At 36.5% G+C, this 1,476-nt stretch carries 2 protein-coding genes; both read right to left on the bottom strand.

What is annotated here, in order from left to right; all coding sequences use genetic code 11:
• Window positions 1–30: 30 nt before the first annotated feature.
• Window positions 31–897 carry an IS3 family transposase gene (locus F1560_RS17970; RefSeq protein WP_187773766.1) on the bottom strand — a complete coding sequence of 289 codons (867 nt, stop codon included), beginning with the start codon at window positions 895–897 and terminating at the stop codon, window positions 31–33.
• Window positions 861–1,424: a helix-turn-helix domain-containing protein gene (locus F1560_RS17965; RefSeq protein WP_149476025.1), complete on the bottom strand. Its 564-nt coding sequence runs from the start codon at window positions 1,422–1,424 to the stop codon at window positions 861–863. The genes F1560_RS17970 and F1560_RS17965 overlap by 37 nt, the downstream gene beginning before the upstream one ends.
• Between the last annotated feature and the right edge of the window lie 52 nt (window positions 1,425–1,476).

The raw sequence follows: 1,476 nt of genomic DNA, 5'->3' as shown, positions 1-1,476 counted from the left end.
GGTGCTTACCCCTATAAGTTAGAGTTTTTATTATGCAGCTGATTGGGTGGATTGAGTTCGGTAATCGACTGGACTTAATCCACCCAATTTTTCTTTTGCTCGTTCCTGGTTGTACCAGGAGATATATTCTTTAATACGCCTTTTCAATTCTTCATAGCTTACTAATTCTTCCCCATAATACATTTCCTGCTTTAAAATGCCAAAGAAATTCTCCATCGATGCGTTGTCTGCGCAGGTTGCTTTACGTGACATACTTTGGAATACTTTATTTTCTTTTAATGTTCTCACCCATTGGTTATGCTGGTAATGCCAGCCTTGATCAGAATGGATGGTGGTGCGGTAGGTTGCACGATTCTTTATTATTTCTATTGTTTCTTTTAAAGGTTTCATGACTAGATCTAACATTGGACGCTTTTGGATTTCAAATGCAATAATTTCTCCGTTATAAAGGTCCAGAATCGGATTTAAATATAACTTCTCTTCACCATGGCATTTGAATTCTGTAATGTCCGTTACTAGTTTTTGTAAAGGAATAGGTGTGTTAAAACGGCGAGATAATCGGTTTTTAGCCACTTTTCCAACTTTCCCCTTATAGGAATTGTATTTACGTGATTTCCGCATGAATTTTACACATTTCAATCCCAATTCTCGCATAATACGATACACTTTTTTATGATTAATTTGATGACCTAATTTCTGTAATTCTTTTGTTATACGTTTATAACCATAACGTTCATGAAACTTTTCAAATAGGCATGTAATGCGTTCCGTTAATTCTATATCCGAATCTTCTCTGCCAAAATTCTTCACATGATAGTGGTAGGTTGCTTCAGGAATACCTACCACACAGAGGATATCTTTTAATCGGAATCCTTCTTCTTTGAGTTCGAATGCCACCTTTGCTTGTGCTTTTCGTGGAAGGCATCTGGATTCTCCCGAAAAGCCCTCAACTTTTTTAGGTACGCATTTTCTAGTCGCAATAATTCATTCTCGCGTTCTAATTCTTCTTCACGTGTTAACTTCTTCTCTTCTTTTTCTATATACTTATTGGTTTTTTTAGACATAGAAGGTCGCCCCTTTGATCTTGTTTTCAGGCCTTCTATTCCTTGTTTACGAAATGCCGTCAACCAGCGTACAATTAAAGAAGGGTTGTTCAAATGAAATTGAACAGCAGTTTCTTGATAAGAAGCACCTGTTTCTATCATAAATTGTACAGCATCTAATTTAAATTGAACAGAATACCCCTTCTTTGTCCTTCTTCGTTTCAATCCATCCATTCCCTGTGCTTTATAGGATTTCACCCAAATTTTTAATGGGGTACTACTGGGCATGTTATATTTTCTCGCCAATAACGTATAACCAAGGTCTCCATACAAATACTCGGTGACAAGCTTTATTTTAAATTCCTCACTATATTTCGCCATAAAAACACCCCCAAAAGTTAGTTTTTTACTCTAACTTTTGGGGGTCGGTACC

The sequence above is a fragment of the Oceanobacillus polygoni genome (assembly GCF_008304605.1).
Lineage (GTDB): Bacteria > Bacillota > Bacilli > Bacillales > Amphibacillaceae > Oceanobacillus > Oceanobacillus polygoni.
This window is presented reverse-complemented; position numbering and strand designations above follow the sequence as displayed.

Coding starts and splice junctions, on each gene's coding strand:
- F1560_RS17965 (WP_149476025.1), bottom strand. CDS start 1,424: ATGGCGAAATATAGTGAGGAATTTAAAATAAAGCTTGTCACCGAGTAT.